The organism is Stenotrophomonas beteli, from assembly GCF_001431665.1.
Classification (GTDB): Bacteria; Pseudomonadota; Gammaproteobacteria; order Xanthomonadales; family Xanthomonadaceae; genus Stenotrophomonas; species Stenotrophomonas beteli.
In genome coordinates, this window is sequence record NZ_LLXV01000024.1 from 1 (window position 1) to 19,593 (window position 19,593).

Consider the following 19,593-nt stretch of genomic DNA (forward strand, 5'->3'; position numbering starts at 1 on the left):
CATCCAACCCCATTCCCCCCAGCCACGCGTTGAACCGTCCAACCTCCCGCTGGAGCAGTCCGATGCCCCTCGTCCGCCGCGTGATTCCATCCGTACTGGCCCTGCTGCTCTGCGCTGTCGCCGGGGTTGCCCAGGCGCAGTCCACCAGGGCCCTCCGGCCCGTCCGGTCGGTGCCACTACTGCAGGTGGCCGGCGCCGAGCAGCCCATCGCGCTGCGCGAGGCCCGCATCGAAGGCGACATCCAGGCCGGCATCGCCCAGACCCGCATCACCCTGGAGTTCCACAACCCGAACCGTCGGGTGCTGGAAGGGGAGTTGCAGTTCCCATTGGCCGAGGGCCAGCAGATCACCGGGTTTGCCCTGGATATCGGCGGCGAACTGCGCGAGGCGGTGCCGGTGCCCAAGGATCGCGGCCGCCAGGTCTTCGAGGAGATCGCCCGCCGTGGCGTCGACCCCGGCCTGCTGGAACAGACGGCGGGCAACCAGTTCCGCCTGCGCATCTACCCGCTGCCGGCCGGTGGCAGTCGCCGCGTGCAGCTGGTGCTGCGCGAGCCGCTGGCCTTCTCGGGCCAGGGTTGGCAGTGGACGCTGCCGCTGCAGTTCGCCGCAGGTGCCGCCTCCGTTGCAGTGAAGGTGCAGGCGCCGGGGGTGATGGCCGCAGGCACCGCACCGTTCCAGATCACGGCGGGCCAGCTGCAATGGCAGGGCCAAGGTTCGCAGCTGCCGCCGCAGCTGCAATGGAACCTTCCGGCCGAAAGAAAGCCGCAGGTGCAGGTGGCGCCGTGGCAGGACGGACACTATCTGCTGGCGCAGGTGCCGGTGCCGGCCAGCAGTACTCCCCGCACGCCGCCGAGCGAGGTTGGCCTGCTGTGGGACGGTTCGGGCTCCTCCGGCCAGCGCGACCGCGCGCGTGAGTTCGCGCTGCTGGATCGTTACTTCGCCGCGATGGGCAATGGCACGGTCGCGCTGACCGTGCTGCGCGACCGTGCCGAGCCGGTGCGCCGCTTCCGTATCCGCGCAGGCAACTGGAGCGAGCTGCGCGCGGCTCTGCAGGCGGTGCGCCCGGACGGTGCCAGTGCGCTGGCCCAGTGGCAGCCGCAGCCGAGCGTGAAGGAGTACCTGCTGGTCAGCGACGGCCTGCTGACGTACGGGCCGGAACAGCTGCCAGCGATGGCGCCGGACCAGCGCCTGTTTGCGGTCAGCAGCGCCGGTGCCCGCACCGACAGCACGCGCCTGCGCAGCTGGAGTGAAGCGCACGGTGGCCGCTTCGTCGCCCTGGAAGCCGACGTCGATGCCGCCGCGCGTGCACTGCTGTCTTCGCCGCTGGATGTGCAGGTCGACGCGGGGCGTGGCGTGCAGGACGTGGTGATCGACCGCCGCAGTGAAGCCGAAGGCTGGCTGTGGCTGCACGCGCGGCTGGCGGCGGAGGGTGTGCCGATGCGGGTGCGCGTTGGCGGTGGTGAGTGGCTGGCGCTGCCGGCCACGCAGAAGAGCGACGACGGTGAACTGCTCGCCGGCTTGTGGGTGCAGGCGCGCCTGCAGCAGCTGGCGGCCGACCGTCGCGGCAACCGCGAGGCGATGCAGCGCCTGTCGCAGCAGTTCGGTCTGGTCGGGCCGGATACCTCGCTGATCGTGCTGGAAACGCTGGAGGATTACCTGCGCTACGCGATCCGTCCGGCGGGCAAGCTGCGCGCCGAGTACGACGCCCGCTTCGCGCGCCAGGTGAGCGACCGCGCCGCTGCCGATCGCCGCCGTCTGGACGACGTGGCCGCACGCTGGAAGGAGCGCCAGCAGTGGTGGAGCCGCAGCTGGCCGAAGAATGCGCCGCCGCAGTTGAAGGGCAGGGCGCTGGAAGTGGCGTCTGCAGATGCTGCGATGGAATCGGCGCCGGTGGCGATGCTGGCGGCCCCCGCTCCGGCAGCCCCGCCTGCGCCGATGGCAGCGGCGGCCGAGCAACGCAGGGAAGCGGGCAGCGCGCGTGCACGTCGCTCGGTGTCCGCGGCGAACCAGGTGCTCGACGCGGTGGTGGTTACCGGTTCGGCGATTGATCAAGCCGGGGCCGCCAACGAGGGCGAGCTCGGCATCCAGCTGGCCGCGTGGCAGCCGGATTCGGCCATCGCCCGGCGCCTGCGCCAAGGGCCTGCATCGCAGTTGTACGACCGTTACCTCGCCGAGCGCGATGCGCATGCCGACAGCAGTGCGTTCTTCCTTGACGTGGCCGACCTGCTGTTGGAGCAGGGCCAGCGCGAGCTGGCGCTGCGTGTACTGTCGAACCTGGCGGAGATGGACCTGGACAACCGCCACCTGCTGCGCGTGCTTGGCTACCGGCTGATGCAGGCCGATGCCCCGGCGCTGGCGGTGCCGGTGTTCGAGCAGGTGTTGGCAATGGGCCAGGAAGAGCCGCAGAGCTTCCGTGACCTCGGCCTGGCGCTGGCCGCCGCCGGGAAGCCGCAGCAGGCGCTGGGGCCGCTGTACCAGGTGGTGGTGCGGCCATGGGACAGCCGCTTCGATGGCATCGCCCTGATCGCGCTGGATGAACTGACCAACCTGGTTGCACGCAGCACGCCCAGGCTCGATACCCGCAGCATTGACCCGCGCCTGCTGCAGGCGATGCCGCTGGACCTGCGCGTGGTGTTGTCGTGGGATGCCGACAACAGCGACATGGACCTGTGGGTGACCGACCCGAATGGCGAGCGCGCGTACTACGGCAACCGCCTGACCTATCAGGGCGGGCAGATGTCGCAGGACTTCACCGGTGGCTATGGGCCCGAGCAGTTCTCGCTGCGCAACGCCAAGCCCGGCAGGTACAAGGTGGAAGCGAACTACTTCGGCAGCCGCCAGCAGCTGGTGACCGGGGCGACCACGCTGATGCTGCGCCTGACCACCCATTGGGGCACGCCGAAGCAGAAGGACCAGAGCGTCACGCTGCGGTTGAAGGACCGCGCCGAGACCGTGCTGGTGGGCGAGTTCGAGGTGAAGTAGAGCCACGCCATGCGTGGCCGTCGCAGGGTCGGGAACGGTCTATCCACGCATGGCGTGGATCTACCGGGGGCCGTCTGGCATCGGCCGGCGTTGGCGCGGAATCCACCGCGCCAGCGCCACGCCGCCACCGAGGACCAACAGCGTGCCGACGGTCTGCCACAGCAGTTCGGTTGCCGGGGCATTGGGCAGCGGGTTGCTGTCAGCCAGCCAATCAATGACCGGTCGCGCCAGCAGGTAGATCACCACCACGCCGACCACGCGTGCTACCGGCCGCACAACGCCCCGTGGATCGACCGGCCAGCCGCGCCACTGCAGCCACGCCACCAGCAGGCCCAGTGCGAGCAGCCGCCCGGCCTCACCTACTGGCACGTAGCGCGTGGTTGCTGCCGCCCAGGCCAGCAGCGTGCCCAGGCCCAGCAGAAGCGGCAACTGCCATCGCCGCGCCGCACGCAGCCCCGGCATCAGCTGCCAGGCCAGCACGGCTACAGTGATGCCGATCAGCCAGCCGGCCAGTACGTCGGCGAGGAAATGCCGGCCCAGGTACATGCGTGACAGCGCCATCAGCAGTGGCCAGCCCAGCGCCAGGGCCCAGCGCAGCCAGCGGCGGCGGATGCCGAAGGCCAGCAGCAGGCCAACGCAGGCGGCGGTGGCCACACCGACGTGGCCGCTGTTGAAACCGTAATCGGCATCAGGTTGCGCGCGCAGCATCGCCGTGGCCTGCGCGTCGGGCAGTGACCAGAACGTATGGCCACCGCCATCCACCACGAACGGATGCGACGGTATCCCTTTATCCAGCACGCGTGCGTCCACGTCCGAAGGGCGGGGCAGGGCGGCACCCTGCTTGAACGCGTGGGTGGCGCAGGCCATCAGCAGCACCGCCAGCATCACGCATAGCCCGGCACGCAGGCGCGCACCGAACGCGCACAGCAGGATCAGCGCGGTATAGGCCATTTCGTAACCGAGCAGGCTGATGAACTGCATCAGCGACAACATCCATCCGCTGTCGAAGGTCTGCTGCAACCACAGGTGCCAATGCGTCTGGAACATCCGTTGTCCTGATTGTCTATCGGTGGGTGAATGGGTAGAGCCGAAACCGCGCGGTGCGTCTGATCAGCGATGCCATGCGCGCAGCCGTCGACAATAGCGGATTGTCGGTGGGTGGACCGGTAGAGCCGAGCCTATGCTCGGCTCATGGCAGACGCAGCCGAGCGTGGGCTCGGCCCTGCATCGGCGCGCAGCCCGAACAGCGGCCGCAGCCAGCGCGTGCGGCGGATCAGCAGTTCGTGGATCAACAGGCAGCCAGCCACCGTGCCGCCCAGCAGCAGGGTCGGCTCCAGCCACGGCCCCAGCTGCAGTGGCTTGAGCCAGAACAGCAGCGCGATGATCAGGCTCTGGTGCAGCATGTACCAGGGGTAGATCGCCTCGGTGCAGTACGGCAGCCAGCGGAAGGGGCGGTCGAGCAGCACCTTGCCCCAGCCGAGGATGGCCAGCAGCGCGGTCCACACATACAGCGACTGGGTGGTCCTGACCTGAAGATCCCAGAACGGTTCGGGCCACTGCCTCAGCGGTGAATCGTCAGGCAGCAGCTGGCCGAGGATGCGCAGGCCCATGTACCAGCCCACCGCCGCCAGGGCCAGCCACAGCGTGGTGCGGCGCAGGGCGACCACCCGTTCCCAGAACATCGGCTCGCGCGCCAGCAGGTAGCCGGCCAGGAACACCGTGGCGTACTTGGCGTGCTGGTACCAGTCGCCCACCAGCGTATTGGTGGACGGGTAGATCGGCTCCAGCCAGATCACCCAGGTCAGCAGCAGGGCGAACGGGATGCCGATCAGCAGGGTCGGCGAGGTAGCCACGCCGGCCACGGCCCTGCGCACCCTGGCCAGGCCCAGCACCGGCATCAACAGCGCCAGCGCCAGCGTGTAGGTCCACAGGTAGGCCAGGTACCACAGATGGTTCCAGGTGATGCCGTACTGCCAGCCGGCAAAGCTGCCTTCCGGCCACGGCCGCACCTGCCAGTAGCGCAGCAGGAAGTGGCCGAAGCCTGGCGCCACGTGGCCGTTGGCAACGCCCTCGCAATAGGGCTGGATCGGCACGATCACGAACATGCCGAACAGCAGCGGCAGCAGCAGCCGCCAGGTACGCAGCCCGGCAAAGCGCAGCAGCCTTCCTTCCGGGCGCATCAGCGCAATGGCGATACCCGAGATCAGGAACAGCAGCGACATCCGCCAGCGGTTGAAGAACAGCATCGGCCACTGCAGCCATTCGGCGGTATGCACGCTCTTGAGGTGGAAGCCCCAGTCGTCCACGTAGGCCATGCCGGTGTGGTAGAGGATCAGCAGCGCGAAAGCGAACACGCGCAGGGCGTCGATGTCGTAGCGTCGGGTCATGGTCGGGCCAGGCCGGGAGGTGGCGCCAATCTCGCCCTCGCCGGTGACTCGGACCATCGCCAGGGGCCTGCCGGGGCGCGTGCAGTGACCAATGGCGGGCGTGATGGGACCAATGGAGCGGCTACCCTCGGTCCCTTCAGGCAGGCTGGAGAGCCACTACACCATGGAAGTTGCAATGGCCCCAGGCCGTCCTCCGCGCTGGCGCACGTCCACCCGCCTGCTGCTGTGGGCCGCGATCCTGTCGGCGTCAGCGGTGACCAATGCGCTGGTCGAGGTGATGGACGCCGCGCGCCGGGGGGGCGATCTGGGGCTGTGGGAGCCCATGATCTGGGAATTCAGCAGCCTCAGCATGGTCCTGTTGACCCTGCCGCTGCTGTGGTGGGGTTGCGAGCGCTGGCCGCTGCATGCCGATACCTGGACGCGGCGTTTGCCGATGTATCTGCTGGCCAGCGTGGGCTGGTCGCTGCTGCACGTGGTGGGCATGATGCTGGTGCGGCATCTGGCCTATGCAGCGCTGGGCTACCGTTACCAGGATGATGCCGGCTGGTTGGAGCGTCTTGCCTACGAGTACCTGAAGGATGTGCGCACGTTCGCGCTGTTCGTGGCACTGGAGCACTTCGCCAGCTGGTTCGGCCGGCGCCGGCAGGGTGAGGCGAGCCTGCTGGCCGAGCCCGATGTGGGCCCGCCGGTGGAGCCGGTCGAGCGTCCGCAGCATTTCCTGGTGCGCAAGCTGGGCAAGGAGTTCCTGGTCGCCACCGGGGATGTGGAATACGCCCAGGCCGCAGGCAATTACGTGAACCTGCGTGTGCGCGGGCATGACTACCCGCTGCGGATCACCATGGCGGTGCTGGAGCAGCGGCTGGACCCGGCGCTGTTCCTGCGGCCGCACCGCAGTTGGCTGATCAACCGTGACCAGCTGCGTTCCATCGAGCCGCTGGACGGGGGCGAAGCCCTGCTGCACATGGCCGATGGCGTCAAAGTGCCGTGCAGCAGGCGACAGCTGCCGCTGCTGCGCCAGGCCTTGGCGGGGGCATGAACGGGCGGGCCGGTCGGCCCGCCCGCGCAGGGATTACTTCTTGTCCTTCTTGATCATCGCGTCAATGCGCGCGGCGCGGGCTTCCGAGCCCGGGTGCGAGGACATCAGGCCGCCGTCGCTGGACAGCTTGCGGAACATGCTGGCCAGGGCGGCCGGGTCGTAGCTGTGGCGCTTCATGAACTGGTAGCCGTACTCATCGGCGGCGCTCTCTTCCTTCTGCGAGAACTGCGCGTTGATGAAGCCTTCGGCCAGTTCACCCAACTGGCCCTGGCTGAGCTGGGTCAGGTTGCCGTTGCCGGAGGCGGCCAGGCCTTCACGTCCGGCCGAGGCCAGCAGGGCGGTGCGCATCTTGGTCTTGCTGTGGCCGAGCTTCACGTGACCGATTTCGTGGCCGATCACGCCACGCACTTCGTCGTCGCTGGCCATGTCCATCAGGCCGGTGTAGACCCGGACGCAGCCGTTGGCCATGGCCCAGGCGTTGACGTCGGCGGTGCGGTAGACCTTGAAGTTCAGGTTCAGGCCGTCCTCGTTGGACAGGCCCTGGGTGATCTTGGCCAGGCGCTGGGCGTAGGGATCGTTGCCGGTGACCACCTGGTTGTCCTTGTCCATGTAGGCACAGGCCTGGTCGGCGGCGGCCGAGACTTCGGCGTCGGACAGGGTCAGGGCCTTGCCGGCCTTCAGGCCGGTGCTGGTCAGGCCCTTCAGGTCGATGGCCGAGGCATTGGCGGCCAGCAGGCAGGCGGCCAGGCACAGGGTGGAACGCATGATCGTCATTGAATTGGTGCTCCTTGGGTTGGGAATGACCGCGTGGCCCCTGTTCCCGCGGCGGTCGGGAAGTCTACCGGGATCGTGCCGGCCCGTGTCCAGCCGTCTGCCCGGCCCGCCGGCGCGCCTCGCCGGGGCAGGGCGGCTGCGGTATCATTGGCAGTCATCTTTTGAATGCACAACCGCCGACATGATCGAATTGAATCCTGTCCGCCAGCGCATCACCGATCTGACCGATCGCGTGCTGTCGCTCCGGGGGTATCTTTGACTACGACGCCAAGAAAGAGCGTCTTGAGGAAGTAACGCGGGAGCTGGAAAGCCCCGACGTCTGGAACAACGCCGAGTACGCGCAGAACCTGGGGCGCGAGCGCTCGAGCCTGGAGAAGACCGTGGGCGGCATCGCCTCGGTGCTCGACGGCCTGACCGATGCGACCGAGCTGCTGGAGCTGGCCGAGTCCGAGCAGGACGAAGAAACCGCGCTGGCGGTGGTCGCCGACCTGGACAAGCACCAGGCGCACGTGGAGAAGCTGGAGTTCCAGCGCATGTTCTCCGGTGAGATGGACAACGCCGCGGCCTTCGTCGACATCCAGGCCGGTGCCGGTGGTACCGAAGCCCAGGACTGGGCCGAAATCCTGCTGCGCATGTACCTGCGCTGGTGCGAGTCGCGCGGCTGGAAGACCGAACTGATGGAAGTGTCCGGTGGCGACGTCGCCGGCATCAAGTCGGCCACGCTGCGCGTGGAGGGCGATTACGCCTACGGCTGGCTGAAGACCGAGACCGGCGTGCACCGCCTGGTGCGCAAGTCGCCGTTCGACTCGGACAACCGCCGCCACACCAGCTTCACCTCGGTATTCGTGTCGCCGGAAATCGATGACAACATCGATATCACCATCAACCCGGCCGACCTGCGCACCGACGTGTACCGTTCCTCCGGTGCCGGTGGCCAGCACGTGAACAAGACCGAGTCGGCGGTGCGTATCACCCACATCCCGACCAACATCGTTGTGGCCTGCCAGACCGGCCGCAGCCAGCACCAGAACCGCGACAACGCGATGAAGATGCTGGCCGCCAAGCTGTACGAGCTGGAGATCCAGAAGCGCAACGCCGAAAAGGACGCGGTGGAAGCCACCAAGTCGGACATCGGCTGGGGCAGCCAGATCCGCAACTACGTGCTGGACCAGAGCCGTATCAAGGACCTGCGCACCGGCATCGAACGTTCGGACACGCAGAAGGTGCTCGACGGCGACCTGGACGAGTTCGTCGAGGCCAGCCTGAAGGCGGGCCTGGCCGTCGGCTCCAAGCGCCTCGATGCCTGATCGACGTGCCTGCGCGGATATCGTCACCCTCGTGCGCAACGCCGAGGGTGGCTGATCAGGCATTCTGTAGAGCCGAGCCATGCTTGGCTGCCTTTTGCGGGTAGCAGATCCGTCGAGCATGGCTCGACGCTAAGACACGTATGGCGGTAGCGATGATGCGCAGCGAAAGTGAACGCAAGGAACTGGGGGGCTTCCTCAAGGCCTGCCGCGCCCGTGTCGATCCGGCCACGCTCGGCCTGCCAGCCGGGCGTCGGCGCACCCCGGGCCTGAAGCGCGAAGAAGTCGCGCTGGCCATCGGCGTCAGCGTCAGCTGGTACACCTGGATCGAGCAGGGCCGTGAAGTGCGTGCCTCGCCCGAGGTGCTTGAGCGCCTGGCGCAGGTACTGCGCATGAGCGACGACGAACGCGCCTATGCATTCGCGCTGTCCGGCTACGGCGTGCCGCTGGAGTCACCGGACGAAAGCGTGACCGACGGCCTGCGCCAGCTGGTGGAGGCGATGCAGCCGATTCCGGCGTACGTGCGCAACACCCGTTTCGACATCCTGGCCTGGAACCCGGCCATCGCCGAGCTGTTCGTGGACTACAGCCAGCTGGCGCCGCATGAGCGCAACACGCTGCGGCTGATGTTCCTGTACCCGCCGTACCGCAGCTTGATCCTCAACTGGGAAGAAATGACCCGCGGGCTGCTGGCTGGTTTCCGCGCGGCGATGGCGCAGGCGCCGGACAAGGCGCCGTTCCTGGCGCTGGCCGAGGACATTGCCGCGCACAGCGAGGAATTCCGCCAGTGGTGGCCGGAGCACGACGTGCGTCGCTTTGACGAGGGTGCGAAGAAGTTGAACCACCCCACGCGCGGGTTGCTGGACCTGCAGTACGTGGCGCTGGTGCCGGAGAGCCGGCACGATCTTTCCCTGGTGACTTACCTTCCGCGTAGGTAGGTTGGTCGGCAGGGCTGCGCCCTGCACCCGCAGAGGCTTCAAGCCAAGGCAACAGCAACAGCAACAGCGAGCATCCTTGGGATGGCGGGGCGGTGTGGGCTGGTAGGACACGCCGTAAACCCATCCATGGCGCCAACGTTCCTGCCAACCCACACCGCCCCGCCTCAGGCAGATTTCGCGCGACTGCTGGTAGGTGTCGACCTTGGTCGACACATCTGTCAGATATTGAAAGAAATTCGGGGGTCAGATCCGTTTTCCTACGGAAAACGGATCTGACCCCAAGAGTATTTCCGACAGATCGCAGAAAACCGTGGAAGGCGGGGTGGGTCCGGTTGCGGGAGTGTCCGCGGCATGGATGCCGCGGCCAAGCCCCCAAGGACGGGTTTACGGCGTCTCCCGCAACCGGACCCATCCCGCCTACGTACAGGGAATCCGCTTTTGCTTCGGCTGTTGATGTTGTCTTGGCTTGAAGCGGGTGCAGGGCGCAGCCCTGCCAAGAGCCCCCAATTCAGGCAGGTAAGTACAGGTCACAGGATAAACAGACGCCTTGTTGCCTTCATCAAACGGGTCCACATTCCTGTGCAGGAGACGGGCCACCGCCCGTCGTCGAGACACCAGGAGCCCTGCATGTCCGCTGCCCTCAGCACTGCCATTTCGCGCGATCCGGCCACCGGTAAACAGATCGCCAGCCATCCTTTCGCCACCGACGCCGAACTGGAAACCATCCTCGACCGCGGTCAGGCCGGCTTCGCGGCCTGGAGCGCCAAGAGCCTCGAACAGCGCGCGGATGTACTGCGCACGATGGCGGGCGTACTGCGCCGCGACCGAGAGAAACTCGCCGCGCTGGCTACCGCCGAGATGGGCAAGGTCCAGGCCGAAGCGCTGGCCGAGATCGAGAAGTGCGCCATGCTGTGCGACTGGTACGCCGACCACGGCGCGCAGTTCCTGCGCGACGAGCCGACCCAGGTGCCCGACGACAAGGCCTACGTGTCCTACCTGCCGCTGGGCGTGGTGCTGGGCATCATGCCGTGGAACTTCCCGTACTGGCAGGTGATGCGTGCGGCGGTGCCGATCCTGATGGGCGGCAACGGCTTCCTGCTGAAGCCGGCCGAGAACATTGTCGGTACCGCGCTGCTGCTCGATGCCGCCTGGCGTGATGCCGGCTTGCCGGAGGGCGCCTTCATCGCCGCCAACATCAGCCGTGAGGGCACCAGCCGCGCGATTGCCGATGACCGCATCGCGGCGGTGACCCTGACCGGCAGCGTGGCCGCCGGCCGCAGCATCGCCGCCCAGGCCGGGCAGGCGCTGAAGAAGGTGGTGCTGGAGCTGGGGGGATCGGATCCGTTCATCGTGCTGGCCGATGCCGATCTCGATGCCGCGGTCGATGCGGCCGTGGCCTCGCGCTTCCAGAACACCGGGCAGGTCTGCATCGCCGGCAAGCGCATCATCGTGGAGGAGGCGGTCTACGACCGGTTCGTGGCGCAGTTCTGCCAGAAGGTGCAGGCACTGGCCATCGGCGACGGCCGCGACCCAGGCAACCGCATCGGCCCGATGGCACGCCAGGACCTGCTTGAACAGCTCGACGCGCAGGTGCGCGCGTCGGTGGACGCCGGTGCGCAGCTGCTGGTGGGCGGCCATCAGCTGGATCGGCCAGGCGCGTTCTATGCGCCCACCGTGCTGGCCGGGGTGGATCCGGGCATGCAGGCCTTCGACACCGAAACCTTCGGTCCGGTGGCCTCGATCAGCCGCGCCCGCGACGCCGACCATGCGGTGGAACTGGCCAACCAGAGCGAGTTCGGCCTCAGCGGCAACCTGTGGACCGGCGACCGCGCCCGCGCGATGCAGCTGGCGCGCCGGCTGCAGACCGGCGGTGTGTTCGTCAACGGCTTCTCCGCCTCCGACCCGCGCGTACCGATCGGTGGCGTGAAGAAGAGCGGCTTCGGTCGCGAACTCTCGCACTTCGGCATCCGCGAATTCGTCAACGCGCAGACGGTCTGGTTCGACAAGCGTTGACGCGCGCCTTTCACCCTCCCTGCAACGATCCACCATCAGTCCAGCGAAAAGGACGGCATTCCCATGTCCAAGGGTTCAGACCTGCTCGTCGCCGCACTTGAGAACGAAGGCGTCGAGCGCATTTTCGGCATCCCCGGCGAGGAGAACCTCGACGTGGTCGAGTCCCTGCGCCATTCCAGCATCGAGCTGGTCATCACCCGTCACGAGCAGGCGGCGGTGTTCATGGCCGCCACCTATGGCCGCCTGACCGGCAAGCCCGGCGTGTGCCTGGCCACGCTGGGACCGGGCGCGCTCAACTTCACCACCGGCGCGGCCTACGCGCTGCTCGGTGCGTGGCCGGTGATCATGATCACCGGCCAGAAGGGCATCGTCGCCAGCAAGCAGGCGCGCTTCCAGATCGTGGACATCGTCAGCACGATGAAGCCGCTGACCAAGCAGGCGCGCCAGATCGTTTCGGCGCGCACCATCCCCACCCTCGTGCGCGAGGCCTTCCGCGTCGCCCAGGAAGAGCGCCCCGGCCCGGTGTTGTTGGAGCTGCCCGAGGATATCGCCGCCGATGAGGTGGAGGGCGTGGCACTGATTCCGACGCACGCGGTGGACCGTCCGATTGCCAGCCCGGAGGCGCTGGATCGCGCGGCGGAGATCATCTGCTCTGCCAAGCGGCCATTGCTGATGATCGCCTCGGCAGCCTCGCGGCCGCAATCCAGCGAAGCGCTGTCGGCGTTCGTGCTGCGCGCAGGCATTCCCTTCTTCACCACGCAGATGGGCAAGGGCGCGGTAGCTGGCGGCTCGGGCCTGTACATGGGCACCGCGGCGCTGACCGAGCGCGATTACGTGCACATGGCGATCGACCAGGCCGACGTGATCGTGACCATCGGCCACGAAGTGACCGAGAAGCCGCCGTTCGTGATGCGCCCGGGGGGACCGACCCTGATCCATATCGGTTACTCGCAGGCGGCAGTGGAGCAGGTGTACTTCCCGCAGGTCGAAGTGATCGGCGATATCGGCCGTTCGCTGACCCAGCTGGCCGATCGCATTGAAGGCGCGGTGCCGAACGCCGATGCGCTGCTGCCGTTGCGCGAAACCATCCTGGAGCATCTGGCTGACCGTGCCGAAGAGGCGGGATTCACACCTCAGCGGCTGGTGCATGACGTGCGCCAGGTGATGCCGCCGGACGGCATCGTGGCGCTGGACAATGGCATGTACAAGATCTGGTTTGCGCGCAACTACCGCACCCAGGTGGCCAACACGCTGCTGCTGGACAATGCGCTGGCGACGATGGGCGCAGGCCTGCCCTCGGCGATCATGGCCTCGATCCTGTATCCGCAGCGGCGGGTGCTGGCGGTGTGCGGTGATGGCGGTTTCATGATGAACAGCCAGGAGCTGGAGACCGCGCGCCGGCTCGGCCTGAACCTGGTGGTGCTGATCCTCAACGATGGCGCCTACGGCATGATCCGCTGGAAGCAGGCGGTGGATGGCTTCACCGACTACGGCATGACCTTCAGCAATCCCGATTTCGTGAAGTATGCGCAGGCCTATGGCTGCAAGGGGCACGAAGTGACCGCCATCGAGCAGTTCCTCCCGACCCTGGAAGCGGCCTTCAACGAGGGCGGGGTGCATCTGGTGTCGGTGCCGGTCGACTACTCGGAGAACCAGCGGGTGCTGGTGGACGAGTTGCGGCAGGCGTTCCCGGGGAACAGGTAACGGCGAAGCAGGGCCGGCCGATCCGCCCGCCAGGTGTCGACCTGGGTCGGCGCGCACAGCGCCAACCAGGGTGGGCGGCTACCGGGACATCGCCAAACGGGCTCAGATCCCCTTGCGCAGCAAAGGATCTGACCCCTCTCCCGGCTGGGGCAGGGCGGTTTTGGTATGCTGGGCAACCGGCTGTGCCGGGCGCAGCATCCCCCCCTCACTACACGATTCCCGCAGATCCATGAGCGAAGCTACCGATACCCCCCCCGTCGACGAAAACAAGTTGATCGCCGAGCGCCGTGAGAAACTCAAAGCGCTGCGTGGGCAGGGCATCGCGTACCCGAACGACTTCCGTCGCCAGGATTTCGCCGGTCGCCTGCAGGAGGAATTCGCCGATGCCGAGCAGTGGACCGCCGAGGCGCTGGAGGGCACCGGCCGCCAGGTGAAGATGGCCGGCCGCCTGATGGCCAAGCGCATCATGGGCAAGGCCAGCTTCGCGCAGATCCAGGACGAGTCCGGCCGCATCCAGCTGTTCCTGCAGGGTGGCGTGCTGGGTGATGCCTACACGGCCTTCAAGGGCTGGGACGTGGGCGACATCATCGCCGTCGAAGGCGGCCTGACCCGGACCAAGACCGGCGAACTGTCGGTCAAGGCCGAGTCGATCCGCCTGCTGACCAAGTCGCTGCGCCCGCTGCCGGACAAGTGGCACGGCCTGGCCGACGTCGAGCAGCGCTACCGCCAGCGCTACGTCGACCTGATCGTGACCCCGGAATCGCGCGCGGTCTTCATCAAGCGCTCCAAGATCATCCGAGCCATGCGTGCGTGGCTGGACAACCGCGACTTCCTGGAAGTCGAAACGCCGATGATGCACTACATCCCCGGCGGCGCGGCGGCCAAGCCGTTCACCACCCACCACAACGCGCTGGACCTGGACCTGTACCTGCGCGTGGCGCCGGAGCTGTACCTCAAGCGCCTGACCGTGGGTGGCCTGGAGCGCGTGTACGAGATCAACCGCAACTTCCGCAACGAAGGCGTCAGCACCCGCCACAACCCGGAATTCACCATGATGGAGCTGTACGAGGCCTATGCCACGTACAACGAGATCATGGACCTGACCGAAGGGGTGATCCGCGATGTGGCCCAGGCCGTCAACGGTGGTACCGAAGTGGAATGGGACGGTGCGAAGATCGACCTGGGCCCGGCGTTCCGCCGCTGGCGCATGGACGAGGCGGTGCGCCACCACAACCCGGAGATCTCCGCCGCCGACTGCACCGACCGCGAAGCGCTGCTGCGCCATTGCGAGCGCTTGAAGATCCGCGTCAAGCCGTCCTACGGCTGGGGCAAGCTGCTGCTGGAGATCTTCGAGGCCACCGTCGAGCACACCCTGATCCAGCCGACCTTCATCACCGATCATCCGGTGGAGGTCTCGCCGCTGGCCCGCGCCAACGACAACGATCCGGGCTACACCGACCGCTTCGAGCTGTTCGTCAACGGCAAGGAGCTGGCCAACGGCTTCTCCGAGCTGAACGATCCGGAAGACCAGGCCCAGCGCTTCCAGGCCCAGGTGGCCGCGAAGGAAGGTGGCGACGACGAGGCGATGCACTACGACGCCGACTACATCCGTGCGCTGGAGTACGGCATGGCCCCGACCGGCGGCCTGGGTATCGGTGTGGACCGCCTGGTGATGCTGCTGACCGGGAGCAGTTCGATCCGCGACGTGCTGCTGTTCCCGTACATGCGTCCGGAGCAGTAAGACGTCTTTCTGACCCCCGTTTGTGCGCGCCGTCGCGAAATGAGACGGCGCGATTGACGCCTATCGCACTAGGCGTATCGTTATTGCACTACCTTTACGTCCTGTATGGCTTGATCGGCGTCGGGGGAGGGCACGGCGCGGAGAGCCCGCTTCACGCCGTGATGACGATCATGAACCGGGACGCATGACACGGGAGTCAGGCCGATGCAGGGTGCGAGCGTTCGCAGCGGCAGAGTATCCTCGCCTGCTGATGATCCAGCATGGTCGAAAAACCAGGCAGAATATGCGTTGAACATCGTCATTGTTGACGACCAGACGTCCGCCAGGACGATGCTGCGCCATGTCATTGAAGACATCGCGCCCGAGCTGAGCGTGTACGACTTCGGCGATCCGCTGACTGCATTGGCCTGGTGCGAAGCGCACCCGGTCGATCTGCTGCTGCTCGACTACCGCATGCCGGAAATGGACGGGCTGGAGTTCGCGCGCCGCTTCCGGCGTCTGCCCAAGCACCGCGACATTCCGGTCATCCTGATTACCGTGGTGGGCGACGAGCCGATCCGGCAGGCGGCGCTGGAAGCGGGTGTCATCGATTTCCTGGTCAAGCCCATCCGTCCGCGTGAACTGCGTGCGCGCTGCTACAACCTGTTGCAGCTGCGCCAGCAGACCGAGAACGTGAAGCAGCGCGCCTTGTCGCTGGAACAGCGCTTGCTGGCGAGCATGCATGAGGTCGAGGAGCGCGAGCGCGAGACCCTCTCGCGGCTGGCGCGGGCGATCGAGTTCCGTGATGCCGGCACCAGTGCCTACCTGGAGCGCATGGCGCGCGTGGCCGGCCTGATCGCCGATCAGCTTGGCCTCCCCGAAGAGGATGTGCGCCTGATCGAGATGGCGGCGCCGCTGCATGACATGGGCAAGATCGCCATTCCCGATGCGGTGCTGCTCAAGCAGGGCAAGCTCAACGACGAAGAGCTGGCGATCATGCGCCGGCACCCGCGTATCGGCCACGAACTGCTCAGCGGCAGCCAGAACCGCTTCATCCAGGTCGGCGCGTTGATTGCGCTGCGCCATCATGAACGCTACGACGGCAGCGGCTACCCCGATGGCCTGGTTGGCGATGCGATTCCGTTGGAGGCGCGCATCGTTGCGGTGGCCGATGTGTTTGACGCACTGATATCGCCGCGCCCGTACAAGGAGGCGTGGACCATGGAAGCCACGCTGGCCTATCTGTATGCACAGCGCGGGCGCCTGTTCGATCCGCGTTGCGTGGACGCACTGCTGCGCGGCCGCGAACAGCTCGAGCACATCTGCGCCGAGCATTCGATGGCGTCGGCGCGGCCGGGGCTCGGCGCGTGAAACGCGCGTGGTCGCGGCTGCGACTGCGCCTGTCCCAGCGGCAGGACAGCGAGCATGGGCAACAGATCGTCCGCATCGTCCTGATCAGCCTGATCCTGGCCTATGTACTGCTGCCGGCGCCGCGCCACGATCTGCCGCACGAGCAGTACGTGGGGGTGCTGGCCATCGTGCTGACCGGCCTGAGCCTGTCGTTGCTGCTGTTTGGCTGGCTGCTGTGGCGTCCCGGCCGCTCCGACCCGCGCCGCGTGCTGGGCATGCTGGCTGATTATGGGCTGATCGCCGCCGGCATGGTGCAGATGGGCGAACCGCTGGCCTGGGTCTACATCGTGGTGATGTGGGTGACGGTCGGCAACGGCATGCGCTTTGGCAACCACTACCTGTACGTGGCGGTGGCCATGGCGATGGTCAGCTTCGGTTCCACCGTGCTGCTCACGCCCTACTGGGAACGCAATTTCCGCCTGGCCATCGGCCTCTGGCTGGGGCTTGCCGCTGTGCCGTTGTATTTCTCGACCCTGCTGCGGCAGTTGACCGAGGCGATGGCCGAGGCGCGCCGGGCCAGCGAGGCCAAGAGCCGATTCCTGGCCAACATGAGCCATGAATTCCGCACGCCGCTCAATGGCCTCAACGGCATGACCGAAGTGCTGGCCACCACGCGGCTGGATGACGAGCAGCGCGAGTGCCTGAACACCATCCAGGCGTCTTCGCGCAGCCTGCTGGCGCTGGTCGAGGAGGTGCTGGACATCTCGGCGATCGAGGCCGGAAAGCTGCGGGTGGTGGCCGAGGACTTCGCGCTGACCGACGTCATCCAGGCCATCGGCCTGATCCTGCTGCCACAGGCCAAGGCCAAGCGCCTGGATTACCGGGTGAAGGTGGCCGACGGCGTGCCACCGCGGCTGCGCGGCGATGTCGGGCACCTGCGCCAGATCCTGCTGAATCTGGCCGGCAACGCGGTCAAGTTCACCGATCATGGCCGCGTCGAGCTCCGGGTGGGCGTGGTCCACGCCGACACCAGCGGCGCGGTGCGGCTGCGTTTTGACATCCTCGACACCGGCATCGGCGTGCCGCCTGCGATGCGGCCGCGGCTGTTCGATGCCTTCGAGCAGGCCGATGTGAGCATGGCGCGCCGCCATGAGGGTACCGGCCTGGGCACGACCATCGCCAAGGGCCTGGTTGAAGCCATGGAGGGTGAGATCGGCTATCTGGACAACCCGCCGCGCGGTAGCCACTTCTGGGTTGAACTGCCGTTCGCGCCGCCTCAGCCGATGGTGCCGGGTGCGGTACCGACCCTGGCCGGAGGCGACGAGACCGTCCAGAGTGGCAATGTGATCGCCTTTGCCGATCCGTTCCTGCGCCATCGCGCGCGGGTGCGCAGCATGCAGATCCTGGTGGCCGACGACCACGAGGCCAACCGCATGGTGCTGCAGCGGCTGCTGCAGAAGGCCGGCCACCGCGTGCTGTGCGTGGACGGCGGCGAAGCAGTGCTCGACGCGCTGGCTGACAGCGAGTTCGATGCGGTGATCGTGGACCTGCACATGCCGGGCATGAGCGGGCTGGACATGCTCAAGGAGCTGCGGGTGATGCAGGCTGGCGGAGGTCCGCGCACGCCGGTACTGGTACTCAGCGCCGATGTCACCCCCGAGGCGATCCAGCGCTGCACCCAGGCCGGGGCGCACGCGTTCCTGGCCAAGCCGGTCGTGGCCGTGCGCCTGCTCGACACCCTGGCCGAGATCGCCAGCAACGCGCAGTTGAAGACCATGGCCGCGCCCGTGGTGCGCTCATCTACCGCGTTGCCGGAGGGTGTGCTCGACAGCAGCGTGCTCGATGAGCTGGCCTCACTGGGCATGGGCGAGGGATTCGAGCGTGAGTTCATCCGCCAATGCCTGGAAGATGCGGCCACCTGCATGGGCAAGGCCGAGCAGTCCGGCGAGGGTGCGCAGTGGGATGTCTTCCGTGAGCAGGCCCACGCGATCAAGGGCGTGGCCAGCAACCTGGGCCTGATGCGCGCAGCCAGCCGCGCCGGCGAGCTGATGCGCATGGCCGATTGGCAGTTGAAGGCGGAGTGGCGCACGCGCCTGTCGATCCTGCAGGACGCCATCAAGGAAGGCCGCCGCGCGCTGGACGCACGGGCCGAGCGCCGACCGCGCAGTGCCGCCGATGACGGTGAGGCGCGGTGACTGCGGGGCCTGGCTGCCGTGCCTGCCATTGCGTGGTTACTTGCCGATGCACGGATGCCCGCCGCGCCTGGCTGCGGTGATCGAGGCCTGCTTCGCCACCAGGGTTGAACGAGGGCGGCAGCGGATAAAAAAAGCCCGGTGGCCAACCGGGCTTGAACCCTTCTGGGGGAGGGTGAATCAGGCCGCGTCGAGGCTGGCGCGACGGGTCTGGGCCTTGATCAGTCGATCCATCGTGCGCAGCGAGCGGTCGCCGAGGACGAGGGCGGAATCGACCCAGACCTTGGTGATTTCCAGCAGTTCGTCGTAGCTGACCGGCTGGGCGATGGCACGCGCGGCGTTCATTGCCAGGTACGACTGCGGGATGCGCTGCTGCTGCCGGATCAGGTCCTCCACCGCCGCACGTCCTTCTCCCTTCTTCACCAGTACGTCCACCACGCCCATCGCGTACATCTCCTCGGCACTGTAGACGCGTCCGTCGAGGATGATCTTCTCGGCCAGGTGCGGGGAGACCCGGCGGCACAGGAAGGAATAGGCGCCCATGCCCGGGAACAGGCCGAACAGCACCTCGGGCAGGCCCAGGCCGCTGCCCTCCTCGGCGACGATGGTGTGGCAGGCCAGGGCCATTTCCAGGCCGCCGCCCAGCGCGTCGCCCTGGATCAGGGCGATCGAGCGGATGTCGCCGCCGAAGCCGGTGTGCAGGTGGTGTACGCCCTCCACGCAGCGCTGGGCATAGCTCAGCAGAAGATCGCGGTTGCCTTCACGGATCAGGCGGGTGAACAGATCCAGGTCGCCGCCCAGGTTGTAGGCGGCGGCGTCGGAGGCCAGCACGAAATGGCGCAGCTTGCCGCTGTGGCGTTCAGCCGGGCCACGGGTGATGGCGGCCATGTAGCTCCACATTTCATCCAGCATGTCCTTGCGGCAGCAGGGGCGGATGCCGGTGGCGGCGTCGGCGTGCATGAACAGCCAGTGGGCAGCGCCATCGGCGCTGTCTTCGGTACGGATGGTGGCAAAGGGGGAGCCGCTGGTGGGCAGCTTTTCAATGGTACTCATGGAAGATTCCTCGGCATGCGGCCCGCAGAATGAGGTGGGTGGCCGGCGGGCCGGACGGTCCACACATGCGGCGATGCTACACCGCCCCCGGGGCGGCGCATGCGAAAGGGCCCGGGACGTTTCCGTCCCGGGCCCCATGCT

14 protein-coding genes are annotated in these 19,593 nt (G+C 67.2%); 10 read left to right on the forward strand and 4 right to left on the reverse strand.

Annotation, left to right across the window (positions count from 1 at the left end; all coding sequences use genetic code 11):
• Positions 1–62 precede the first annotated feature (62 nt).
• Positions 63–2,981, forward strand: a complete 2,919-nt coding sequence (locus tag ARC23_RS05970; RefSeq protein ID WP_057496393.1) for a VIT domain-containing protein — start codon at positions 63–65, stop codon at positions 2,979–2,981.
• A gap of 60 nt (positions 2,982–3,041) precedes the next feature.
• Here ARC23_RS05970 and ARC23_RS05975 read toward each other — a convergent pair whose 3' ends face one another.
• The gene (locus tag ARC23_RS05975; RefSeq protein WP_057496394.1) at positions 3,042–4,028 is read right to left on the reverse strand and encodes a phosphatase PAP2 family protein; all 987 of its coding nucleotides are present in this window, start codon (positions 4,026–4,028) and stop codon (positions 3,042–3,044) included.
• 131 nt (positions 4,029–4,159) lie between these two features.
• Complete coding sequence (locus ARC23_RS05980; RefSeq protein ID WP_057496395.1) at positions 4,160–5,368, reverse strand: acyltransferase family protein; 1,209 nt, start codon at positions 5,366–5,368, stop codon at positions 4,160–4,162.
• A 175-nt stretch (positions 5,369–5,543) separates the two neighbouring features.
• Here ARC23_RS05980 and ARC23_RS05985 point away from each other — a divergent pair, with 175 nt between their 5' ends.
• Positions 5,544–6,404, forward strand: coding sequence for a LytTR family DNA-binding domain-containing protein (locus tag ARC23_RS05985; RefSeq protein WP_057496396.1), 861 nt, complete (start codon positions 5,544–5,546; stop codon positions 6,402–6,404).
• A 33-nt stretch (positions 6,405–6,437) separates the two neighbouring features.
• Here the strand turns inward: ARC23_RS05985 and ARC23_RS05990 are convergent, their stop codons facing one another.
• Positions 6,438–7,178 (reverse strand): M48 family metallopeptidase, encoded by a 741-nt coding sequence (locus tag ARC23_RS05990; protein ID WP_080393032.1) that lies wholly within the window; start codon positions 7,176–7,178, stop codon positions 6,438–6,440.
• Positions 7,179–7,263: 85 nt separating this feature from the next.
• Between ARC23_RS05990 and ARC23_RS21055 the strand changes: the two genes are divergently transcribed.
• The 8 genes from ARC23_RS21055 to ARC23_RS06025 all read left to right on the forward strand — a co-directional run bounded on the left by ARC23_RS21055 (position 7,264) and on the right by ARC23_RS06025 (position 18,402).
• Positions 7,264–7,437 (forward strand): hypothetical protein, encoded by a 174-nt coding sequence (locus ARC23_RS21055; RefSeq protein ID WP_203226341.1) that lies wholly within the window; start codon positions 7,264–7,266, stop codon positions 7,435–7,437.
• Positions 7,360–8,485, forward strand: a protein-coding gene (prfB, locus tag ARC23_RS05995; protein ID WP_107232471.1) for a peptide chain release factor 2 whose coding sequence is annotated in 2 segments (ribosomal slippage) — positions 7,360–7,434 and positions 7,436–8,485 — 1,125 coding nt in all. Because the reading frame shifts where the segments join, the coding sequence is not laid out codon by codon here. The genes ARC23_RS21055 and prfB overlap by 78 nt, the downstream gene beginning before the upstream one ends.
• 152 nt (positions 8,486–8,637) lie before the next feature.
• On the forward strand, positions 8,638–9,420 hold the full coding sequence (locus ARC23_RS06000; RefSeq protein ID WP_057496397.1) for a helix-turn-helix transcriptional regulator: 783 nt from the start codon (positions 8,638–8,640) through the stop codon (positions 9,418–9,420).
• Between the two features lie 627 nt (positions 9,421–10,047).
• A complete protein-coding gene (locus tag ARC23_RS06005; protein WP_057496398.1) occupies positions 10,048–11,433 on the forward strand; it encodes an NAD-dependent succinate-semialdehyde dehydrogenase in 1,386 nt (461 codons plus the stop codon).
• A 63-nt stretch (positions 11,434–11,496) separates the two neighbouring features.
• Positions 11,497–13,137, forward strand: coding sequence for an acetolactate synthase large subunit (locus ARC23_RS06010; RefSeq protein WP_057496399.1), 1,641 nt, complete (start codon positions 11,497–11,499; stop codon positions 13,135–13,137).
• A gap of 229 nt (positions 13,138–13,366) precedes the next feature.
• Positions 13,367–14,878, forward strand: a complete 1,512-nt coding sequence (gene lysS, locus ARC23_RS06015) for a lysine--tRNA ligase (protein WP_057496400.1) — start codon at positions 13,367–13,369, stop codon at positions 14,876–14,878.
• A 204-nt stretch (positions 14,879–15,082) separates the two neighbouring features.
• Positions 15,083–16,228: a response regulator gene (locus ARC23_RS06020; protein WP_057496401.1), complete on the forward strand. Its 1,146-nt coding sequence runs from the start codon at positions 15,083–15,085 to the stop codon at positions 16,226–16,228.
• Positions 16,225–18,402, forward strand: coding sequence for a response regulator (locus ARC23_RS06025; protein WP_057496402.1), 2,178 nt, complete (start codon positions 16,225–16,227; stop codon positions 18,400–18,402). Before ARC23_RS06020 ends, ARC23_RS06025 begins: the two co-directional genes overlap by 4 nt.
• A gap of 177 nt (positions 18,403–18,579) precedes the next feature.
• Here the strand turns inward: ARC23_RS06025 and ARC23_RS06030 are convergent, their stop codons facing one another.
• The gene (locus tag ARC23_RS06030; protein WP_057496403.1) at positions 18,580–19,452 is read right to left on the reverse strand and encodes a crotonase/enoyl-CoA hydratase family protein; all 873 of its coding nucleotides are present in this window, start codon (positions 19,450–19,452) and stop codon (positions 18,580–18,582) included.
• Between the last annotated feature and the right edge of the window lie 141 nt (positions 19,453–19,593).